Here is a 16,703-nt window from a genome sequence, read left to right as displayed (position 1 = left end):
CGGCAGGCCGCCGGCCGTGTGAGAGCGAGCGAACTCGGGACCGAACGGGTGACACCGGGAATGGACGCGGAGATGCAGTGACGAACGGTGTGTGTCAGCGTGGCGGCAGGCAATGCCGCGGCTACCATGTGTCGTCGTATTTCGGAGGAGACACCGTGCGCATCCTCGTATGTGCCCAGCGGGATCTCGTGGTGTGCGTGGCGTTGAACCGGCTGCTGCCGGAACTCGACGGTCACACCGTCGAGGTCGCACTGCAGAGTCCGCCGCCGGGCGATCTGAGCTCGGGGTGCCCCCTGGAACGTCAGCGCTGGTTCGAACGGGACCTCGCCTGCCAGGAAGTCTTCCCCCGTCTGGACCGCCTCCCGCACCCTGCCGGCGAGCTGCTGACCTTCCATCACCTGTCGCGCAGACACGGGATCCGGTTCCATGACGTCGAGCGCGTCAACACGGGTGACGGCTACGCGGTCGCCCGGGCCTTCCAGCCGGATCTGATCCTGTCCGTGCGGTTCGGGCTGATCTTCAAGGAGTCGATCCTCTCCATCCCCTCCCTCGGCGTGCTGAACGTCCACCCCGGAGCCCTCCCGCGCTACGCGGGAATCGCGGCTCCCATGCACGCCATCCTCGCCGGCGAGCCAAAGCTCACCAGCACCCTGCACGTGATCGACCGGGGCATCGACACAGGGCCCGTGATCGCAAGCGATGAACTACCCGTCGACCGGACACGCTCGTTGTTCTGGCATCTCCTGCCGTTGTACGTGCTGGGTATCGAACGCTTCTTGCAGGTGCTCCCCGGCCTGGCCGAGGGCAGGATTCCCCCGGCCGAGCCGCAGGACCGCACCCAACGGCAGTACCACAGCGAACCGACCGCCCAGGAGATCAACGCCTTCGAACAGCGGGGCTTCCGGTTCATCGACGAACGCGACTACGAGGAAGCCGTCGCGCGCTTCGGATCCGCGTAGGCGAGTTCGCCAATCCGGCGCCTATATTTGGCAGTTGGCGATCGGTTGGTCGGCTGTCGCGGGTCCGGGGAGGTACGTGCGAACGCGTGAGGAGTTACTGGCGGCGGTCCACGGCCGGTTGAACCGCGTGCTCGCCGACGGGAACCGTTCTGCGGTGCTGGAGGCGGCCGCGCTCGTCGAGGCCGGGGACCTGGCGAGCTACGCCGCGGACGGCAGTGCCGTGGATCTGGAAGTCGCTCACGCCCTGGGCTGGTTGTACTTCTGGCGCGCCCCGGCTCTTCCCCCGGCGCAAGCCGGGCAGGAGGGCGGGGCCGCCCTCCGTTTCTTCACGGGGTGCCTCGTAGCGGGGATGCCCGATTCCGACTTGCCGAAGCCCCTGCTGGCCCCCTTGGCCGAAGCGGCGATCCCTGCCGCGAGGAACCTGCTCACGCATACGTTGCGCACCGTCGTGGACCCGGCTCTGCTGACGCTCTCCGTGACGCTGTGGAGACGCATCGCGCGCAGCCTGCCCGCCGGCCACTCGGACGGCGCCGAAGCCCTGTCCAGCCTCGGCATCGCCCTGCGGCGCCGGTTCGAGCACGCCGGAGACCTCGAGGATCTGGACGACGCGGTGCAGGCCGGCCGCGCGGCCTTACGGAACTCCCCCGACGACCACCCCCACCGTGCCACGTTCCTCTCCAACGTCGGCACCTCCTTTCAAGTGCGGTACGAGCACACCGGAGACCTCGGGGACCTCGACGAAGCGGTGAAGGCCGGCTCCGCGGCCGTCCGGGCCGCACCCGACGACCACCCCGGTCGCGCCATCATCCTGACCACCTTCAGCAAGGCCTCGCTGGAGCGGTTCTCGCGCTTCGGGGACCCCGGGGACCTGGCCGAGGCGGTGCATCAGCCGCTACCGCAGTGACGCGCTCCTGCTCACCCCGGCCGGCATCAGGTCGTGCCCGCTGCCGCGGCTCCCCCGCGACACGGTCGTCCAGCAGGTCATCGTCTTCCACCGCGCGCTGGGCGAGGCGACAGCTCCGGACGGCGACCGGATCGCCGCCCAACGGACGCTGCGCCTGGTACTGGAATGGCTCTGGGAGGCCGCGGCCGAGCCCGTCCTGTCCGCTCTGGCGGCCATGGGCCAGGTGATCCCGCCCGACCAGGACGGGGATCCGCTACCGCGGGTGTGGTGGGCGCCCGGCGGACTCCTCGGGCTGCTGCCCCTGCACGCCGCGGGCTTCCACACCGACCCCGGGCAGGGCCCTGACCGCCGTACCGTCCTGGACCGGATGGTCTCGTCCTACACCCCTACCATCCGTGCCCTGCGCCACGCCCGTCGGCGTCGGCCCCGGGTAGCGGGTCGGTCCCTGGTCGTCGCCATGCCGACCACTCCCGGCCTCAGCCCACTGCGGCACGTCCCCGAGGAAGCCCGCCGGGTCCTGGGGCTCCTGCACCGCCCGATCCGGCTCACCGAACCTTCGCCCGTGCCCGCCGGGACGCCGCTCGCCCCGAGCAACGGCACCCCGAGCGGCGACACCCCGACCACGGCCGCCGTCCTGGCCCGGCTCCCGCAGTGTGCCATCGCCCACTTCGCGTGCCACGGCGCCAGTGACGCCACCGACCCTTCCCGAAGCCGGCTCCTCCTGCACGACCACGCGACCCCCTCGCTGTGGGCGGCCTACCTCCACGCCGGCGCGTAGCCGCATCCTGTTTCACGCGGTCCGCTGACCCGGCTCCTCCTGCCGCGGAGGTGTCCGCGGCAGGAGGAGCCGGCAGGGCACCTGTCAGGTGCGGTACGCGAAGTAGACCGCGTTGGGGTAGGACGCGACGAGGCTCGCCAGCGACTTACGGTAGGTGTTGGTGGAGTGGTACGTGACGTAGGGGATCCCCGCGCTGCTCCGGTACGTCACGATCATGGAGTGGTCCTTGGACCCGTCCCGGTCGAAGTCCACCTGCAGGATGTCCCCGACGTCCATCTGGTAGACATTGGCCAGGTTGGCGGCCCGCTCGTTGGAGAGCGTGAACCAGGCCCAGTCGTTCGCGCCGACCCAGGAGTTCGTCTGGAGGGAGCCGTCGTACCACCAGTTGCGGTAGTCCGACGTGGCACCGGGAACGTTCTTCCAGCCGCCCGCCTTCAGTGACTGGCTGATGAAGTTGGTGCAGTCACCGCCGGCCTGGTTGAAGCTCCGGTAGGCGGGGTTGTAGTTCTTCCAGTACTTCTCCGCGTACGTCGCCATGGCGGCGTAGTCGTAGCCGGTGCCGGTCTTCACCTTGGGATACGCCGGCGCGGGGTACTTGGTGGACGCGGGCGTGCCGTCGGGGTAGGTCTGGCCGTCGTCCTCGATGGCGTACGCCTTGGCGGCCGTCGGCTCGTTGACCGCGACGGGACCGCTGTCCTGGGACTTGATCGAGGTCAGCTCCCAGGCGCCGCCGGACTTGCCGACGAGGTTCAGCTCGTACCGCGTGCGGAACCCGGTCGTCGCCGGCTCATCGCCGCGGAGCTTCTTGTACGTGAGGGTGGTGTCCTCGGTGACCTGGACGGTCGCCCGCCCGTTGGTGACCGTGGCCGTGTCCACGGTGACGCGGGTGTCGGCGTCGGTGTAGGCCTCGCCGAGGTCCCGCAGCCGCGTCTTGCGGGAGCGCAGCGACGACAGCGCCGCGTCCTCGTCCCGCCGCAACTGGGGTGACATGCGTGTCTTCGCGGAGGCCGGGGCAGAGGTGCGGTGCTTCGGCCCTTCCTCGACCAGGGCCTCGGTGCGCCGGGAGAGCACGTCGTCGGCTATCCGGGCGAAGGTGCTGACGGCCGCACTGTCGGCGGCGTGCGGCCGAGGAGCCGCACTCGCGGAGGTTACAGGCAGAAATGCGGACGAAATGACCGTGGTCAGGGCCACGCCGACGGCCGGCCTGAACGTCGTTGATATCAAAATATTCCCCCTCGTCGCCCGGTCCACACAGACCGGGGGACGGAATTTTCGCACAAGTCACCGACTACTCAGTCCCGTTCCCCTGGAGCGAGTGGCCTCGGGTCTGACCGGGGTCTGAGAATTGGCTGTGAGGGTGCGGGATGATGGGGCCCGGGGTGCGTCAGGTGTGCCGACAAGTTCTATATTCGTACGAACCATCCATGCGCGGCGGGGGCTGCGGTGACCTAGGGGGAAGTCGACTGCGATGGCCGACACCGACGACGCTCCGCGCGACCGAATTGAGTCCCGGGCTGACCGCAAAGCACGCAAAAAGGCGCAGAACCGCAAGCGCCTGGCCATCGGCGTCGCCGTGATCGCCATAGGCGGGACCGCCGCCACCGCCTACGCCTTCACGCTGGGCGATTCCTCGGGAGCCGCAGAACGGGACAAAAAGTCCGCGTCCGCAGCGCTCTCGGGCGGTTCGGCCGGCAAGGGCGGTTCCGCGAAGGACGACGAGAAGGCCTGGGACGGCAAGGTCAAGGTGCTGGGAGACGGCTCCACCTCCTACACCGGGCCGCAGCCGGGTCAGCTCAAGCCCGAGCGGCTGAAGCCCGGTGAGACTCCGCCGCAGTTCGTGGTGTTCTCCTGGGACGGCGCGCTGGAAGGCGACGACCAGCTCTTCTCGCACTTCCGCCAGGTGGCCCGGGAGAGCAAGGCCCACATGACCTTCTTCCTCACGGGCATCTACCTGCTGCCGGAGAGCAAGAAGATGCTGTACCACCCGCCGCAGCACAGCCCGGGCTCGGCCGCCATCTCGTACCCGACCGTCCCGCACATCAGGACCACCCTGGAGCAGCTGCGTGGCGCCTGGGGCGACGGCAACGAGATCGGCTCGCACTTCAACGGGCACTTCTGCGGACCCAAGGGCGGTGGGGAATGGACCACCGACGAGTGGAAGAGCGAGATCGACCAGACCTACTCGTTCGTGAAGAACTGGAAGACCAACACCGGTTTCACCGACGTGGCGCCCCTGCCCTTCGACCCGGACAAGGAAACGGTCGGCGGCCGCGCGCCCTGCCTGGAGGGGCAGAAGAACCTCGTGGCGGCGATCAAGCCGTACGGCTGGCGCTACGACGCGAGCTCCTCGGGAGACTTCCAGTTGTGGCCGTCCAAGATGGACGGCGTCTGGAACTTTCCACTACAGCTCGTCCCCTTGCAGGACAAAGAGACGCAAGTCCTCTCAATGGACTTCAACTTCCTCTACAACCAGTCCGGCGACAGCACCCAGGGGGACCCGGCGAAGTACGCGGGGTGGCTGGAACAGACACGGAAGTCGTACCTGAACGGGTTCAACCGCGTCTACAACGGCAGCCGGGCGCCGATGTACATCGGCAACCACTTCGAGGACTGGAACGGCGGCATCTACATGAAGGCCGTCGAGGAGGTCATGAAGGACGTCTGCCCGCGCGAAGGGGTGCGCTGCGTGTCGTTCCGGGAGCTGGCCGACTGGCTCGACGCCCAGGACCCGAAGGTCCTGGCGCAACTGCGCCTGCTCGACCCCGCACAGGCGCCGGACTGGAAGACACTGATCAAGTAACAGGACGTGATCAAGTAACGGCCGCCCGTCGTCCGGGCGGCCGACGCGCTCGGATCAGTTCACCGCCTTGATGTAGGCGGACCACAGGCGCACCGCCCGCTCACTGCTGGGGGTGGCCGGAGCGTCGCCGCCCAGACCCGTCAGCGGCAGCGGGACCAGGTCGGTCAGGGACATCCGGTAGACCACGACGGCCGTGGACTCCCCTTCGGTGTTGGCCACGAACCAGCCCGCCGTATTCGCGGCGGTCGTTCCGGTCTTGCCCGCCGTACCCGTGTGCGCCTTGTTGGCGGTCTTCGCCGAGCCCTCGGTGACGGCGTCCCGCAGGGAGTCCGTCACCGCGCGGGCGGCCTTGGCCGACATCGCCCGGGTCGGCTTCGGCAGATTGAGCGGCATCGCGGCGCCGTTACGGGTGACCGAGCGCACCGAGTAGGGCGCGGTGTGCATGCCGTCGGCGGCGAAGGTCTCGTAGGCGCCGGCCATGCGGATCGCGCTGGGCGTCGAGTTCTCCCCGAGCGCGAAGACGGGAACCCGTGGTCCGAGGCTCGACTCGAGCAGTCCCGACCGCTGGGCCATGGCGTCCACCTCGTCGAGACCGACATCGAGGCCGAGTTGCAGCATCGGGGTGTTGACGGAGTTGGCGACGGCCTGGCGCAAGGTCACCTGCCCCCAGTTGCGGCCGCCGTCGTTGCGCCCCTTCACCACCTTGCCGCTGCGGTCCCAGTAGGGGCCCTCGGGCGTCTGCACGGTGACCTCATCGTTGCCGTCGTACCGGGAGGCCGGGGAGACGGGCGTGCGGGCCTTTCCGCGCGTGCGCAGCACTCCTTCGTCGAGCGCGGCGGCATACACGAACGGCGTGAATGCCGTGCCGACGGGAATCGTCGTCGAGTTCGACTCGTTGAAGCCCTGCTTCAGATAGTCGGGGCCGCCGTACACGGCGAGCAGCCGGCCGTCGGTCGCGATGCTCGCCGCACCGATCTTCGCGTGCGTGTCGGTGGTGGGGCGGCGATCGGCGTCGAAGCTCTTCTGCGTCTCCTGCACGGCGGCGGTCAGGGCCGCCATGCGGGACTTGTCGAAGGTCGTGTAGATCTGGTAGCCGCCGAGGTCGAACTCCGAGTCCTTGATGTGTCCGGCCTTGATCGCGTACGCCTTGGCCAGCTCCACCAGATACCCGGTCTGCGCGCCGGCATCGCTCGTGACGGCGTGCGTCACGGGTTCGGGGAACTTCGTGTAGGTGGCGCGCTCGGCGCGTGAGAGATTGCCGGTCACCACCATGCGGTCCAGGGTCCAGCTCCAGCGTTCGACGGCCCGCTGGCGATTCTCGTCGCTGATGGCGGGGTCGTACAGCCCGGCGCCCTTGAGGAGGGAGGCCAGGAAGGCGCCCTCGCTGGCGTTGAGCTGGGAGACGTCCTTGCCGTAGTAGGCCTGTGAGGCGCGCTGGATGCCGTAGGTGCCCCGACCGAACCAGCTGGTGTTGAGGTAGTCCTCGAGGATCTGGTCCTTGCTGCGCTGCCGGTCCAGCTTCACGGCGAGGAGGAGCTCGGTGAACTTCCGGGAGAGGGTCCGGTCCTGGTTCAGGTAGGCATTCTTCACGTACTGCTGGGTGATGGTCGAGCCGCCCTGCGTCTCACCCCCTGTCGCCGCGGCTCGCAGCGCGCGCAGGACACCGGAGGGCGAGACTCCGGGATCCGAGTAGAAGCTCGCGTTCTCGGCCGAGAGGATGGCTCCCTGGACCTTGGTGGGCACCTTGTCCAGCGGCATCTCCTGCCGGCTGACCCAGCCGGTCCTGGCCATCTTGGAGCCGTCGGCCCAGTAGTAGACGTTGTCCTGCTGCGTCGCAAAAGAGTTGAGATCGTCAGGTATGTCGGTGGTCGCGTAGGCGTACGAAACGAACCCGGCCATGCCGAGGAACACGTACAGGCACACGCCCAGCCACTGACGCCAGGACGGGATCCAGCGACGCCAGTCGCTGCGCCCCGGCCGGGGGTACTCGGGCCGAAGACGTCGCGGCAGCGTGCGGGCGACGGCTACCGCCGGCGCGAGGGCGGCCCATCGACCAGCCAGGATCCCGGCCCCGCCACGGGCACCGGACTTCCGCCGCCGCCCCCCGGAGGCCCCGCCTTCACCCCCGGAACCCGCCCGTCTACCGCGCGACCGGCCCCCCGTGGCCCCACCCTGCGTGCCCACACCAAATGTCCCCTCTGCTGTGCTTCCCCCCTCACCCTAGGATGTATCGGCCCGGGACGTTGACGCGGGCCTACGGGCGTTTCCGTATCGACACGTCGACCGGGAGGATGCGGGTGTGTCCAGACATGCGCGGCCAGAGCCGCAGGCCGATGCCCGACTCGACCCTTATCGCCAAGGGGCTGCCCGCGTTCTGGAGGGTGACGAGCAGGTCGGCCTCCTTCTGACCCGGGTGGACACGTGGTGGTGGCGGGCAGGGCCGTTCTGGCGAAGGCGTTGGGTAGACCCGAGAGAGCTCCCTCAGTGGGCGCTGTCCCCTGTCGGCACAGAGCAGGCTTCGCCCCCCTTCGAGGACGGGGTCATCGCAGCTGAGGAGCTTGACGAAGAGCTCGCTGACTGGGACTCGGGGGTCTTCCGACTGCGCGGCCGGCGTTTCGGACTCGACTGGCTCGGTCCGGACGAGGCCCATGCCCTGCACACGGAACACGGCTGGGGAGACGTCGTCTGATCGTCCCGGGCCGTCGGCGCCGTCTCGCGGCGCGGCGGTCGACGGGCCGAGCGGGGCGCCACCGCTCGCGCGGATGAGCGGTCAGCCGCTCCTCGGCACGGACGGTATGTGGCCGGGATACACGTGGTCCGGGCTCACGATGCTGGTGACCGCCTCGCCGAAGAACGCGCTGGGCTCCCGGCCGTCGTGCAGGGAGTCGGTGTTGAGAAGGATGACCATGGTCGCCTGCGCTCGTGGCGGGTAGACCGTGAGGGATTCGTAGCCGGGCAGCGAGCCGTTGTGGCCGATCCAGCCCTGGACGTTGAAGATGCCCAGCCCGTAGCCGGCGCCCGGAATACCTATCGGGGTGGTCTTCAGGCGTTCGGCCTGGGTCGCCGGCTTCAGCAGCGTGCCGGTGGCGAGGGTGCGCGCCCAGCTGCGCAGGTCCTGGAGGTCGGAGATGATCGCGCCCGCGGCCCAGCCCCAGGAGGGATTCCAGTCGGTCGTGTCCTCGATCTCCCCCGAGGGTGTCTGGTTGGTGTAGCCGTGCGCGTGCGGTTCGGGGAACTCCGCACCCGTGGGGAAGAGCGTGCGGTGCAGCCCGGCCGGCTCCAGGACGTCCTGCTGGATGACTTCGTGGAGCGGTCGGCCACCTTGCGCTGCGGGGATCCGCGAGACGCCCGGACCGCGGCTTCCGGTCGAGTACGTCAGGTCAGCTCAGGTCAGCCGGCACCGGTTCGCGCCGCGGCGACCACCACCGTCGCGTAGCGCATCGTGAAGCGGCCACCCATCGCGTCGATCGCGGCCCCTACGCCTTCCAGGACTTCCGTCAAACTGGCGGCCGGGAGTCGCGTGAAGGCTCCCTGGGTAGGCATCTGGTCCAGCCACGCGTCCCGCGTGTAGGACCACTCCCAGTCGAACTGCCACTGCTCCGGTTCGCTGAACCCGCCCACCTCCCGGATGCCGTCGGCGGCCTTGCCGAAGAGCGCCCGGTACCCGTCCAGGGATCCCCTCGTCATCACCTCGAAATTGACCGGCGCATCGGGCATCACCCGTCGGCACACCTCGACGACGGCTTCCGCCACGTCGGGCGGGAACTGAAAAGCGTTCCAGAACGGTGCCAGCAGGCCGCCGGGGCGCAGCACCCGCGCGGCCTTGGCCGCTCCCGCAGCCGGGTCGATCCAGTGCCAGGCCTGCCCGGCGACGACCGCGTCGAAATCCCGGCCGGCCGGGTCCCAGTCTTCGAACTTCGCTACGTCGACCTCGCAGCCGAGTTGCCGCGCCACGTCGGCCATCCGCGCGTCGGGCTCGACGCCCAGCACTCTGCAACCCGCCGCCTGAAACTGCCGGGCGACGATTCCTGTGCCACAGCCGACGTCGAGGACGTCCGGGATATCCGGGATATCTGGGGCGTCCGTGCGGCCGGGGCTTTCGGCGAGGATCCGCTCCACCATGGCTGCGGGGTAGCGGGGCCGGGCGCGGTCGTAGCGTCGGGCGTCCGTGCCGAACGACTCCGCTACCTGTCGCTGCCGATGGGGCTCATCATCGGGAAGCCGTAAAGTGGGCATGCGCCCACTATGGTGGGCACCTGCCCACTCGTCAACCGGGTGAGGCCCGGCAACGGAAGAGGGGATGAACGATGCCGACAGGGGTGGCCCTGCGCGACGCGCGGGAGCAGTTGTTCGACGCCGCCGAGCGCGTCCTGCTACGGGACGGGCCGATGGCGCTGACCAGCCGGGCGGTCACCACCGAGGCAGGCTGCGCCAAGGGCGTCCTGCACCGGCACTTCGCCGACTTCGACGCGTTCGTCGCCGAGCTCGTACTGGACCGCATCGCCCGCATCGACGACCAGGCCGCCGCCCTCCGCAACCGTGCCGGGAGCGGCACCGTGACCGGCAACCTCACCAGCGCGGTGATGACCCTGTTCGGGTCGTCGGTCGCCGTGGCGGTCGTCGCCCTCATCACCTTCCGCGACGACCTGCGCGCCCGGCTGCGCCAGTCCAGGCCGGCCGGTGTCCCCGTCCTGACGGAGGCTACGGCCATGATCGCCTCATACCTGGCCGCCGAGCGCGATCTGGGCCGCATCGCGGGCGATGCCGACGTCGACACGCTCGCTCCCACGCTGACAGGAGCGGTGCACCTGCTGTTCGCCGACCGGAAGGGCACCCCGCCGGAGGCTGAAGCCGTCAGCAAGACCGTGGCCACGGTCATCGCGGGCGCCGCGTAGGAACCGCCGTCAAGAACGGCGGGCAGGTGCACAATGCGTGCGCAATACTGCGCGTTCCGGCCGGGTTTCGAGCATCTCTTGACATGAAACCGCTACTGCGCTGCACTTTGGCCACTCCCCCACAGCGGACCCCGCTGGATGGAGACCCCACCATGAACTCCCCCTTCACTCACACGACTTGGGGACTCACCATGCGTCTGCTCAGATTCCTGACCGCCTCCGCCCTCGCGGTGGCGACACTCGCCTTACCCGGTGTCGCCGCCGCCGGGCCCGTACAAGCCGCCGCCGGGCCCGTACAAGCTGCCGCGGGGCCGCCGCAGACGGTGCCTGCGCTGCGCCAGTGGACGGCCGGCGCCGGTACGTACGGCTTCACCAGTACCAGCCGGATCGTCGTCGACCCCGCCTACACCGCCCAGCTCTCCGACGAGGCAGCCACCCTGGCGGAGGATCTGGGGGCACTGGCCGGGCGTTCGGTCACCGTCGTCACCGGGAGCGCCTCCCCCGGCGACATCGGGCTGAGCCTCGGTGACGGCGGACTGCCCGCCGAGGGGTACCGGATGACCGTCGGGCAGTCCGTCAGCATCCAGGCCGCCACCGACACCGGCGCGTTCTACGGAACGCGTACCGTGCTCCAGTTGCTGCACCAGTCCGCCTCGGTGCCGGCCGGAACGGCGGTCGACTGGCCGGCGAAGGCCGAGCGCGGGCTCATGATCGACCAGGGCCGGAAGTTCTTCACCGTCGACTGGGTCAAGCAGCACATCAAGGAGCTGGCCTACCTCAAGCTCAACTACTTCCACTTCCACCTGTCGGACACCTTCGGCTTCCGGCTGGAGAGCTCCACCCACCCGGAGATCGTCTCCGCCGACCACTACTCCAAGCAGGACATCGCCGACCTGATCGCGCTCGGACAGAAGTACCACGTCACGATCGTGCCGGAGATCGACACCCCGGGACACATGAACCCGATCCTGGCCGCCCACCCGGAACTCAAGCTCAAGAACAGCTCCGGCGCGGCCAGCGCCGACTTCATCGACCTCTCCCTGCCCGCTTCCTACGCCCTCATCAAGGATCTGATCAACGAGTACCTGCCGCTGTTCCCCGCCGCCTACTGGCACATCGGCGCGGACGAGTACGTCACCGACTACAGCAAGTACCCGCAGCTGCTCAGTTACGCCCGCGCCCACTACGGCGCGAACGCCACCGCCAAGGACACCTACTACGGGTACGTGAACTGGGCCGACGAGCTGGTCCGGGCGGGCGGCAAGACCACCCGGATGTGGAACGACGGCATCAAGGCCGGGGACGGGACCCTCACCCCGAACTCCGGCATTCTCGTCGAGTACTGGTACAACTACGGCCTCACACCGGAGCAGTTGGCGGCCGCCGGGCACAGGGTCGCCAACGAGTCCTGGACGCCGACCTACTACGTGCTCGGGGGCGCCAAACCGGACACCAAGTGGATGTACGAATCCTGGACACCGGACCGCTTCGAAGGCGGCAACACCCTCACCGATCCCGCGAGGAATCCCGGCTCACTGATACACGTGTGGTGCGACAACCCGACCGCCGAGACGGAGGGCCAGATCGCTGCGGGCATCATGTATCCGCTGCGGGCACTCGCCCAACAGACCTGGGGCTCACCGAAGTTGGCGAGCACCTACACCGCCTTCACCCCTATCGCAGCCGCGATCGGACACAATCCCGCCTGGCCGGGACTCGCCCAGCCCGGCAATCTCGCCCGCAACCGCCCCACGACTGCCTCCAGCACCGAGACCGCCAACTTCCCCGCTTCCTCGGCCACCGACGGGGATCCGGCCACCCGGTGGTCCAGCGCCTACAGCGACCCGCAGTGGCTCCAGGTCGACCTCGGCTCCAGCCAGGCCGTCAGCCGCGTGGTGCTGCGATGGGAGGCGGCGTACGGCAAGGCCTTCCAGATCCAGCTCTCGGACGACAACACCACCTGGCGCACCGCGTACTCCACCACCACCGGCACCGGCGGGGTGCAGGACCTCACCGGCCTGTCCGGTTCGGGGCGCTACATCCGGCTGTACGGTACCCAGCGCGGCACCGGCTACGGATACTCGCTGTACGAATTCGAGGTGTACGGCGGCCAGTTGAGCGGAACCAGAAGCCTCACCGCCGCCGGCAAGGCCCTCGACGACCCGGCGAGTTCCAGCACCTCCGGTACTCAGTTGATCACGTGGACCCCGCACGGCGGCCCGAACCAGCAGTGGCGCCTGACCCTCAACGCCGACGGCACCTACACCATGGCCAACGGCTCATCCAGCCTCTGCGCGGACATCCCGGCCGGCTCCACGGCCCCCGGCGCGTCCGTCGTCCAGGCCACCTGCACCGGCGGCGACAGCCAGCACTGGCAGATCACGGGCCTGGGCGGCGGTGAGTACTCCGTGGCCAACAAGAAGAGCGGACTCCTCCTGACGACCGCCTCCGGATCGGACGGATCCCTGGTCACCCAGCAGCCGGCCGCCGGATCGGCCTACCAGCGCTGGCAGATCACCTGACCCGGGCGATCAACGCGTACCTCTCGTCGGTCACCGGCCCACCCCAGAGTTCGGGATCACCGCTGAGCGATTCGATGTGCAGGTCCGCGACGAGTGGACCGAGAGCGGCGGCCAGATCAGCCGAGCCGATGCCGCCGTGCCAGGGCAGCGCTTCGGCTCCGGCAACGTACGGCACACCGCTCTGCCCGGCTTCGCGCCAGCGTCCCTCGACCAGCACGAGCCGGCCGCCGGGGCGCAGCCGCGCGACCCATTGCCGGAGCGCGGCCTCGGGGTCGGGCAGGGTCCACAGCAAGTGCCGGGACAGTACGACGTCGTACCGCTCCTCGCCGGTCGGCGGTGCGGCGGCATCGCCGACCAGGAAGCGGCCGGCCAGCCCCGCGGCGGTGAGCTTGGCTTCGGCCTCGGCAACCATCCGCGGCGCCAGGTCCACACCGGTGACACGGTGCCCGGCCTCGGCCAGGAGCAGGGACAGCGACCCGGTGCCGCAGCCGACGTCGAGCACGTCGGCCGGCCCGTCGGGCACCCAGGAGTGCAGGAGTTCGGCCCAGGCGGCACGCGTGTGCTCCTGGCGCAGCCCGTGGTCGGGCTCGTCGTCGAACGCCGAGGCGGCGGCGTCCCAGTATTCGGTGATGGCAGCGGTGGAATCGGTCATGGTGGTGATCATGCCTGCCGCCACTGACATTGATACTCGTAGCGGGTTCCGGTGGTCGTGGCTCTGCCACTGACTGAACACCGCCCGGGGTGGGATAGTCGACGAGCAGGCGCTGGCCGACGCGTTGAGCGATCCGGCGCAGCCGCTCGCGGCGGCCGCCGTCGACACCTTCGCGCACGAGCACGCCGCCTTCGCCTCGCCGCTCTTCGGCCTGCCGAACGCCCTGCTCACCCCTCATGTCGCCGGGATGACCAGGGGCGCCATGGCCACGGCGGCCCTCGCATGCGCGGACCACATCGCGTCGTTGCTCCTGGACCGCCCGGACGGTGTGCCCGTGGTGACCCACTGATCAGGTCCCCGGGTGGCTGTGAAGTGAGGTGCGCGATCATGTCCCTGATCACGGGGAGAGTTCATGGGAGGCAACCGCATGACGCAGCACACGGAAACCGCACCGCTTCCGCAGCCGTTCGACGAGTCGTTCGCGAAGGATCCGTACGCGGTCTACGAGCGGCTGCGTGCCATCGGGTCGGTGCACCGCGTCGCGCTGCCCGACGGCCTGGCCGTGTGGCTGGTCACCCACGAACATGACGTGCGGACCGGCCTCCTCGATGCCCGCCTCTCCGTCAACAAGCGGCACTCCACCACGGGCTTCAGCGGCTTCTCCCTGCCGCCCGCGCTCGACAGGAACCTGCTGAACATCGACCCGGACGACCACGTGCGGCTGCGCCGCCTGGTCGCGAAGGGGTTCACCCCGCGGCACGTCGAGATGCTCCGCGAAGACATCCAGAGCGCCGTCGACGGCCTGATCGACGGGCTCGTGGATCGGATCAGCGGTTCCGGGGAGGCGGACCTGGTCGCCGGCTTCGCCAAGCCCCTGCCGCTACGGGTCGTCGGCGCGCTGCTGGACGTGCCCGCCGAAGACCAGGACCGGTTCTCCGGCTGGGTCGCCGGCATGCTCGCCCCGCGCACGCGGGAGGAACTGGTGACGGCGATCGGCAGCATCCACCGGTTCCTCGTCGACCTCGTCGCGGAGCGGCGTGCCCGGCCGGGTGAGGACATGCTGTCGAGCCTGATCGCCGCGCGCGACGACGAAGACCGGCTCACCGAGGACGAACTGGTCTCGCTCGCCTTCCTGATCCTGATGGCCGGCAGCGAGAACGTCCAGCACGTCATCAGCAACGGCGTGCTCGCCCTGCTCTCCCACCCCGACCAGCTGGCCTCGCTGCGGGCGCACCCCGATCTGCTGCCCGAAGCCGTCGAGGAACTCCTGCGATACGCCCAGCCCATCCAGACGACCATCCGCCGCTTCCCGACCGAGCCCGTCGAGATCGCCGGCGTCCCGGTCCCGGCCGGGGACACCGTCCTCTTGTGCCTCGCCTCAGCACACCGGGACCCCGCCCGCTACCCGGAGCCCGACCGCTTCGACATCAACCGGGCGGACAAAGCCCACCTCGCGCTCGGACACGGCATGCACTACTGCCTCGGCGCTCCCCTGGCACGCCTACAGCTCACCCTCGCCTTCGGCACGCTCCTCGACCGGCTCCGGGGAATCCGCCTGGCCCGCCCGGTCGAGGACCTCCCCTGGACGACCACCTTCCGCTCCCACGCCCTACGAGCCCTCCCGGTCACCGCGGACGTGTAGCCCGATGGTTGCCGGGGGCGGGTCGGCCTGGCCGTTCAGGCCCCAGCCGCGCTGAGCGCCGAAGCCGACCAGCCGTAGAGAGCCACGAGCGCCGTCGCCGCCGCGACACCGCCGACGAGCAGGGCTCTGGCAGCGACCGGGCCCCACGCCGGGCCCGCGCCTGGCCCCACACCGGGCCCACCTGCGGCGTCCTCTCCCCCCATGGGGCAGGATGGCAGCCCGTTCTGAATGCGTACACGCACCCGAACGAGGCTCCATGCACGAGAAACTGACAGGTGACAAGGTGACGACACACCCCATACGACGGCCGGCAGCGCCCGTCGCCGCTCCCCCGGTCCGGCGCGGAGCGGAGGGCGTCCGTTGAACCGGGACCTCGTCCTGCACGACTGGCTGGTAGCCGGTATCGCGTTGGCCGCGGGTGCGGCGGCAGGGTTGCTCGTACGCGCCCTCGTGCGCTGGCTGGGCAAGCACGCGCTCAGGACACGGTGGAGCGGGGACGACCTCATCGTCGACGCATTGCGCACCCTCGCCCCGGGGGCAGCCGTCATCGCGGGCGCCGCGGTGGCCGCCTCGGCCCTGCCCCTGACCGCGCGGGTCTCGGGGTTCGTGAACCAGTCCCTGACCGCCCTGCTCATCCTCATCGCCACGCTGAGCGCGGCGCGGGTCGTCGCGGGTCTCGTCCAGTCCCTGGCGCAGGCGCGGACCGGAGTGGCCGGGTCGGCCACCATCTTCGTGAACATCACGCGGATCGTGGTGCTCATGATGGGCGCTCTCGTCGCCCTCGAGACCATGGGCGTGTCCATCGCGCCGCTGCTCACCGCCCTCGGAGTGGGCGGTCTGGCGGTTGCGCTGGCGCTCCAGGACACCCTCGCCAACCTCTTCGCGGGGGTGCACATCCTCGCCTCGAAGACGGTGCAGCCCGGTGACTACATCCGCCTCAGCAGTGGTGAGGAGGGGTACGTCGTCGACATCAACTGGCGTAACACCGTGGTCCGCAACCTGTCGAACAACCTGGTGATCATCCCCAACGGCCGTCTCGCGCGGACGAACATGACCAACTACACGCAGCCCGAGCAGCAGTTGTCGATCCTGGTCCAGGTGGGAGTGGGCTACGAAAGCGATCTGGAGCACGTCGAGCGGGTGACACTCGAGGTGGTCGACAGCGTGATGGCCGACATCAACGGCGCGGTCCCCGACCACGAAGGAGCCGTCCGCTTCCACACGTTCGCGGACTCCAGGATCAACTTCACGGTGATCCTGGGCGTCGGCGAGTTCAGCGACCAGTACCGGATCAAGCACGAGTTCATCAAGCGCCTGCACCAGCGGTTCCGGGCCGAAGGCATCTCCATCCCCGCCCCCACGCGCACGGTCGCGCTCCACCACGACGATCCCCAGCCGTCGGCGCCCTCACCGGTCCCGCACCAGCGCGACGCGCCGCCTTCGGTCCTGGCGGACAGCGGACGGTAGACCGTTTTTGCTCAGTGATCCACATCGGTGAAACTGGCATCATGACAAGGGAACAGATAAGAGCGACCGGCGAATGGATCATTT

Annotated in this window: 13 protein-coding genes and 1 pseudogene; 9 read left to right on the top strand and 5 right to left on the bottom strand. The window is 69.4% G+C overall.

What is annotated here, in order from left to right:
- The first annotated feature begins 155 nt into the window (after positions 1 to 155).
- The 3 genes from J7I97_RS36305 to J7I97_RS36295 all read left to right on the top strand — a co-directional run bounded on the left by J7I97_RS36305 (position 156) and on the right by J7I97_RS36295 (position 2,641).
- Positions 156 to 959 carry a formyltransferase family protein gene (locus J7I97_RS36305; RefSeq protein WP_214944214.1) on the top strand — a complete coding sequence of 268 codons (804 nt, stop codon included), beginning with the start codon at positions 156 to 158 and terminating at the stop codon, positions 957 to 959.
- A 76-nt stretch (positions 960 to 1,035) separates the two neighbouring features.
- Positions 1,036 to 1,863 carry a tetratricopeptide repeat protein gene (locus J7I97_RS36300; RefSeq protein WP_214944212.1) on the top strand — a complete coding sequence of 276 codons (828 nt, stop codon included), beginning with the start codon at positions 1,036 to 1,038 and terminating at the stop codon, positions 1,861 to 1,863.
- Entirely contained in the window at positions 1,844 to 2,641 is a 798-nt protein-coding gene (locus tag J7I97_RS36295) for a CHAT domain-containing protein (protein ID WP_214944231.1), read from the top strand. The genes J7I97_RS36300 and J7I97_RS36295 overlap by 20 nt, the downstream gene beginning before the upstream one ends.
- Before the next feature lie 84 nt (positions 2,642 to 2,725).
- Here J7I97_RS36295 and J7I97_RS36290 read toward each other — a convergent pair whose 3' ends face one another.
- Positions 2,726 to 3,865, bottom strand: a complete 1,140-nt coding sequence (locus J7I97_RS36290) for an amidase domain-containing protein (protein ID WP_214944210.1) — start codon at positions 3,863 to 3,865, stop codon at positions 2,726 to 2,728.
- Positions 3,866 to 4,109: 244 nt separating this feature from the next.
- Between J7I97_RS36290 and J7I97_RS36285 the strand changes: the two genes are divergently transcribed.
- A complete protein-coding gene (locus tag J7I97_RS36285; RefSeq protein WP_251049819.1) occupies positions 4,110 to 5,441 on the top strand; it encodes a hypothetical protein in 1,332 nt (443 codons plus the stop codon).
- Positions 5,442 to 5,495: 54 nt separating this feature from the next.
- Here the strand turns inward: J7I97_RS36285 and J7I97_RS36280 are convergent, their stop codons facing one another.
- The 3 genes and pseudogenes from J7I97_RS36280 to J7I97_RS36270 all read right to left on the bottom strand — a co-directional run bounded on the left by J7I97_RS36280 (position 5,496) and on the right by J7I97_RS36270 (position 9,677).
- Positions 5,496 to 7,358 (bottom strand): transglycosylase domain-containing protein, encoded by a 1,863-nt coding sequence (locus J7I97_RS36280; protein WP_374103592.1) that lies wholly within the window; start codon positions 7,356 to 7,358, stop codon positions 5,496 to 5,498.
- Positions 7,359 to 8,211: 853 nt separating this feature from the next.
- Positions 8,212 to 8,760 (bottom strand): annotated as a pseudogene (locus tag J7I97_RS36275) (serine hydrolase domain-containing protein); the annotation flags it as partial.
- Between the two features lie 71 nt (positions 8,761 to 8,831).
- Positions 8,832 to 9,677 carry a bifunctional 2-polyprenyl-6-hydroxyphenol methylase/3-demethylubiquinol 3-O-methyltransferase UbiG gene (locus tag J7I97_RS36270; protein WP_214944206.1) on the bottom strand — a complete coding sequence of 282 codons (846 nt, stop codon included), beginning with the start codon at positions 9,675 to 9,677 and terminating at the stop codon, positions 8,832 to 8,834.
- 71 nt (positions 9,678 to 9,748) lie between these two features.
- Here J7I97_RS36270 and J7I97_RS36265 point away from each other — a divergent pair, with 71 nt between their 5' ends.
- Both J7I97_RS36265 and J7I97_RS36260 read left to right on the top strand, forming a co-directional pair.
- Positions 9,749 to 10,336, top strand: coding sequence for a TetR/AcrR family transcriptional regulator (locus tag J7I97_RS36265; protein ID WP_214944203.1), 588 nt, complete (start codon positions 9,749 to 9,751; stop codon positions 10,334 to 10,336).
- Positions 10,337 to 10,527: 191 nt separating this feature from the next.
- Entirely contained in the window at positions 10,528 to 12,858 is a 2,331-nt protein-coding gene (locus J7I97_RS36260; RefSeq protein WP_214944201.1) for a family 20 glycosylhydrolase, read from the top strand.
- Here J7I97_RS36260 and J7I97_RS36255 read toward each other — a convergent pair.
- A complete protein-coding gene (locus J7I97_RS36255; RefSeq protein WP_214944199.1) occupies positions 12,851 to 13,510 on the bottom strand; it encodes a class I SAM-dependent methyltransferase in 660 nt (219 codons plus the stop codon). The genes J7I97_RS36260 and J7I97_RS36255 overlap by 8 nt on opposite strands.
- Positions 13,511 to 13,583: 73 nt before the next feature.
- Here J7I97_RS36255 and J7I97_RS36250 point away from each other — a divergent pair, with 73 nt between their 5' ends.
- The 3 genes from J7I97_RS36250 (at position 13,584) to J7I97_RS36240 (ending at position 16,619) form a co-directional block, all read left to right on the top strand.
- Positions 13,584 to 13,859: an NAD(P)-dependent oxidoreductase gene (locus J7I97_RS36250; protein ID WP_285441143.1), complete on the top strand. Its 276-nt coding sequence runs from the start codon at positions 13,584 to 13,586 to the stop codon at positions 13,857 to 13,859.
- A gap of 78 nt (positions 13,860 to 13,937) precedes the next feature.
- Positions 13,938 to 15,152, top strand: coding sequence for a cytochrome P450 (locus J7I97_RS36245; protein WP_214944197.1), 1,215 nt, complete (start codon positions 13,938 to 13,940; stop codon positions 15,150 to 15,152).
- Between the two features lie 360 nt (positions 15,153 to 15,512).
- Entirely contained in the window at positions 15,513 to 16,619 is a 1,107-nt protein-coding gene (locus J7I97_RS36240) for a mechanosensitive ion channel family protein (protein WP_214944195.1), read from the top strand.
- The last annotated feature ends 84 nt before the right edge of the window (positions 16,620 to 16,703 follow it).

It is taken from the genome of Streptomyces sp. ISL-87 (assembly GCF_018614095.1).
Taxonomy (GTDB): Bacteria; Actinomycetota; Actinomycetes; order Streptomycetales; family Streptomycetaceae; genus Streptomyces.
Note: the sequence above shows the minus strand (reverse complement) of the source record. Positions and strands in the feature narration are given on the sequence as shown.

What these genes read in the sequence shown, in the direction of transcription:
- J7I97_RS36255 (WP_214944199.1), bottom strand. Translation starts at nt 13,510, where the DNA reads ATGACCGATTCCACCGCTGCCATCACCGAATACTGGGACGCCGCCGCC.
- J7I97_RS36260 (WP_214944201.1), top strand. Translation starts at nt 10,528, where the DNA reads ATGCGTCTGCTCAGATTCCTGACCGCCTCCGCCCTCGCGGTGGCGACA.
- J7I97_RS36245 (WP_214944197.1), top strand. Translation starts at nt 13,938, where the DNA reads ATGACGCAGCACACGGAAACCGCACCGCTTCCGCAGCCGTTCGACGAG.
- J7I97_RS36270 (WP_214944206.1), bottom strand. Translation starts at nt 9,677, where the DNA reads ATGCCCACTTTACGGCTTCCCGATGATGAGCCCCATCGGCAGCGACAG.
- J7I97_RS36265 (WP_214944203.1), top strand. Translation starts at nt 9,749, where the DNA reads ATGCCGACAGGGGTGGCCCTGCGCGACGCGCGGGAGCAGTTGTTCGAC.
- J7I97_RS36285 (WP_251049819.1), top strand. Translation starts at nt 4,110, where the DNA reads ATGGCCGACACCGACGACGCTCCGCGCGACCGAATTGAGTCCCGGGCT.